The organism is Pseudomonas sp. GXM4, assembly GCF_008923895.1.
GTDB classification, from domain to species: Bacteria; Pseudomonadota; Gammaproteobacteria; order Pseudomonadales; family Pseudomonadaceae; genus Aquipseudomonas; species Aquipseudomonas atacamensis.
The window spans coordinates 1-3,923 of record NZ_WBRZ01000384.1; the positions used below are offsets into that span (position 1 = coordinate 1).

At 63.8% G+C, this 3,923-nt stretch carries 2 protein-coding genes and 1 tRNA gene; all 3 read right to left on the reverse strand.

All coding sequences use genetic code 11. The features are described from left to right. Positions 1-150: 150 nt before the first annotated feature. The 3 genes from F8N49_RS26265 to selA all read right to left on the reverse strand — a co-directional run bounded on the left by F8N49_RS26265 (position 151) and on the right by selA (position 3,577). Positions 151-246 (reverse strand) — tRNA-Sec (locus tag F8N49_RS26265). A gap of 5 nt (positions 247-251) precedes the next feature. After that, on the reverse strand, positions 252-2,168 hold the full coding sequence (gene selB / locus F8N49_RS26270; protein WP_151553171.1) for a selenocysteine-specific translation elongation factor: 1,917 nt from the start codon (positions 2,166-2,168) through the stop codon (positions 252-254). Then, positions 2,165-3,577 carry an L-seryl-tRNA(Sec) selenium transferase gene (gene selA / locus F8N49_RS26275; protein ID WP_122750451.1) on the reverse strand — a complete coding sequence of 471 codons (1,413 nt, stop codon included), beginning with the start codon at positions 3,575-3,577 and terminating at the stop codon, positions 2,165-2,167. The genes selB and selA overlap by 4 nt, the downstream gene beginning before the upstream one ends. Positions 3,578-3,923: the final 346 nt, after the last annotated feature.

A 3,923-nucleotide genomic window follows, 5' to 3' on the forward strand; every position in this document is an offset into this window, starting at 1 on the left:
TTTATTTTAACGATGATGTTTAAAAGACAGCGAGCTATGGGGCTAGAACACTTTCTCCGGCATTCAGAACCAAAAGATCGCAGCCTTCGGCAGTTCCTAAAAATCGATGTAAGAGCTGCCAAAGGCTGCGATCTTTTGCTTTGGGGAAACTGGCGGAAGACAGCCGGAGTCGAACCTGCCCGGGAACGGATGCCGTCCCCAACCGGGTTTGAAGCCCGGCCGCGCCACCGGGCGCGATTGTCTTCCTGAACTCAGGGTGCGCAGGCGTTGGCCAGCGCGTTGTCGGGGCGGATCTGGCGGGATTCGCCGAGGCGGCGGGTCAGGCCGAGTCGGTCGAAATATTCCAGATACTGAATACAGCGTTTGCGTCCCAAGCCTAGCGCATCGCGGAAGGTTGTCACTTGAATCGACGGATTTTCTTCGGCGAGTTTCAGCAGCAGCGCCGCCATTTGCCGCAGGACGATGTCGCTGATAAACAGGTCGCGCACCACCTGGTGCATGAGGCCTAGGCGGGCAAGTTTGCGCAACAGCAGGCGGACACTGGCATCGTCTTCGCCGAGCATTTTCGCGGCATCGCGCACCCACGGCGGGTCGAAACCGGCCTGTTCGAACAACGGCTGTAATTGCTGCCAGAGGATTTCGTCGTCGACATTCAGGCGCACCTGATGGTCGGGCAGGTGCAGCCAGGGGCCGCTGGCGAGGATGGAGCCGGCGTTGAGCAGTTCGTCGAGCAGGCTGATTAACGTCGAGCGTTCCAGTGCCAGCGCGCTGAAGCGGCGCAGGCGATCGCGGTCCGGCCCCATCTGGTCGGGTTCCTGTTCGTGGAATCGCGCCAGTTGTTCGAGCAAAGTGAATTTCAACTGGCCCCAGCGCTGCACGTTGAACAGCAGCGGGCCTTGGCGGGTTTCGATCAGGCGGATGTTTTCTGCCAGCGTCCACTGCGCGCGCGGGCGGTTGAACTGGCGCTCGAGGCGTTGCGGGTCGATGCCGCCGGGGCTGTGGTTGAGCAGTGCCGGCAAGGCCTGTTCGAGGCTGACGCTCAGGGCGAGGGTTTGCAGTTGGGCGAGCCGTTCCGGGCTGCGGCGTTGGCGCGCCGGAGCGAATGGATCGAGGACAACGCCGCCGCCAAGGGAGCGCTGGGCACTGGAGTCGCGCAGGATCAGCCGATCACCCTTCACCGCTTGCACCGGCGCGTTGATCAGCAATTGCGCGAACATGCGCTCGCCGGGACTCAGGCGCGGGCCTTGCAGCAAGGCGACGCGGGCGATGACATCCTGGGTGCCAAGATGCAGATGCACCGGGTGGAAGTGTTCGAAGGTGCGCTCGCCGGGCAACAGCTGAAAGTCGATGTCGATGCGCTGGGTCGGGGCGTGCAGCCAGTCCGCCAGCAGCCATTGGCCACGGTGGATTTGCGCCAATTCCAGACGATCGCCGCTGAGGTTCAATGCCACGCGCTGGCCGGCGAAGGCCTGTTCGACGGCCTGGTTTTGCGCGTGCAGGCCACGGATGCGCACCGATTTGCCCGCAGGCCCCAAGACAAGTTTGTCGCCCACCGCAACCGTGCCCGACAACGCCGTGCCCGTGACCACAATCCCCGCACCCGCGACGCTGAACGCCCGATCAATCGCCAGGCGAAAGCCGCCCTCGCAACCGCGCGCCTGCACCTCGTTCTGCACCTGCAACAACGCCGCGCGCAATCCATCGACGCCCTGCCCGTTCACGCTCGACACAGTAAAAATCGGCGCATCAGCAAATGGTCCGGGCGCCAGCAAATCGAGCACTTGGCGCTGCACCTCTTCCACCCTGCCCGCTCCCGCCCGGTCGCATTTAGTGATCGCCACCAGCGCGCGCGGGATGCCTAGCAGTTCGACGATCGCCAGATGCTCGCGGGTCTGCGGCATCACGCCGTCGTCGGCCGCGACTACCAGCAACACCAGATCGATGCCCTGTGCGCCGGCGAGCATGTTGTGGGTGAATTTTTCGTGGCCGGGCACGTCGATGAAGCCGGTCAGCCCGGCGCCCGCTTCTAGCTCGGCGTAGAGATAACCGAGGTCGATGGTCATGCCGCGTTCGCGCTCCTGCGGGCGGCGGTCGCCGGTTTGTCCCGTCAGCGCTTGCAACAGCGAAGTCTTGCCGTGGTCGATGTGCCCCGCCGTGCCGACGATCACCGGTCGACCTGCAATTGCGCCAGCTGCGCCAGCCACGCTGGCTCATCGTCGAGCTGGCGTAGATCCAGCCACAGCGCATCGTCGCCGATTCGCCCGAGCACCGGGATCGGCAAACCGCGCAACGCCGCTTCGAGATTGAGCAGATAACGCCCGCGCCAGCGCTTGGACACTTGCGGGCGACAACACAGCGCCGCGCTCGGCAGACGCGCCACCGGTTGGCTGCCGCTGCCGATCATGCCCAACGCCTCGATTGCACTGACCTGCCAGATCTCGCCCAAGACATCGGCGAGCAACGGTTGCAAACGCAGAGCCTGCGCATGAATCTCGGCTTGCGGACGGGTCAGCAGACGCAGACTCGGCAGACGCTCGGCGAGGCGATCAGGGTCGCGGTACAGACCGAGCACCGCTTCCAGCGCGGCCAGGGTCAACTTGTCGACCCGCAGCGCGCGTTTCAGTGGATTTTTCTTGATCTTCGCGATCAGTTCTTTGCGCCCGACAATCAATCCGGCCTGCGGCCCGCCGAGCAATTTGTCGCCGCTGAAGGTGACGATGTCGGCGCCATCGAGCAAGGCCTGCCGCACCGTCGGTTCCGCCGGCAGGCCCCAGCGCGTCAGGTCGAGCAGACTGCCGCTGCCCAGATCTTCCAGCAACGGCAAGCCATGAGCGTGCGCCAACTCGGCCAGTTCCGCAGTCGGCACCCGCGCGGTGAAGCCTTCGATACTGTAGTTACTGGCATGCACGCGCATGATCAACCCGCTGCGCGGGCCGATTGCCGCTTCGTAATCGCGGGCATGGGTGCGGTTGGTGGTGCCGACTTCCTGCAGGCGCACGCCGGCGCGGGCCATGATGTCGGGGATGCGGAAGGCGCCGCCGATTTCGATCAGTTCACCGCGCGAGATGATGCCTTCCTTGCGCGCGCCGAGGCTGTTGAGGGTCAGCAGCACGGCAGCGGCATTGTTGTTGACCACGGTCACCGCTTCGGCACCGGTCAATTCGCGGATCAGGCCTTCGATCAGATCGTCACGATCACCGCGCTTGCCGCTGGCCAGATCGAACTCGAGATTGAGCGGATAGCGTGCGGCCATTTGCACTGCTTCGATGGCTTCTTCGGGCAGCAAGGCGCGACCGAGATTGGTGTGCAGCACCGTGCCGGTCAGGTTGAATACCCGGCGCACCTGGCCGCGCTGTTGTTGCGCCAGGCGTTCGCCGACGCGGCCGGCGAGCACTTCGGGGCCGATCTCCACAGCTGCCAATTGCCCGCTCACCACGCCGGGCCTTAGCTCATCGAGCAACTGACGCAGACCCGTCAGCAACGAATCACGGCCGTAACGCTCGGCCAACGGCGCGCACGCCGGGTGACGCAACAAGCCATCAATGGACGGCAACCGCAGGGCAACGCTGGAAGACATCAGCCACTCCTGATTTCACTGAAACCCTTTTGGGAGCAAGCTCGCTCCCAAAAGGGTTTCAGAAGTGTAGACGCACTGCCGGAGCTAGCCTGCTCGCGAATGCGGTGTGTCAGTCAATGTGGAGGTGGCTGACCTGACGCCTTCGCGAGCAAGCTCGCTCCCACAGAGAAATCCGAGGCTGACCGGGCTTTGTGATTCGGCACACAAATCTGTGGCTGGCTTGCCAGCGATTGCGGTGGGTCAGTCAAAGAAGGCGGTGAATGTGCCGACCGAATCGCTGGCAAGCCAGCTCCCACAGGGATTCGGGGTGGAATGAACATCGTTGGTCACCACAAAACCTGTGGGA

Coding starts and splice junctions, on each gene's coding strand:
- selA (WP_122750451.1), bottom strand. CDS start 3,577: ATGTCTTCCAGCGTTGCCCTGCGGTTGCCGTCCATTGATGGCTTGTTG.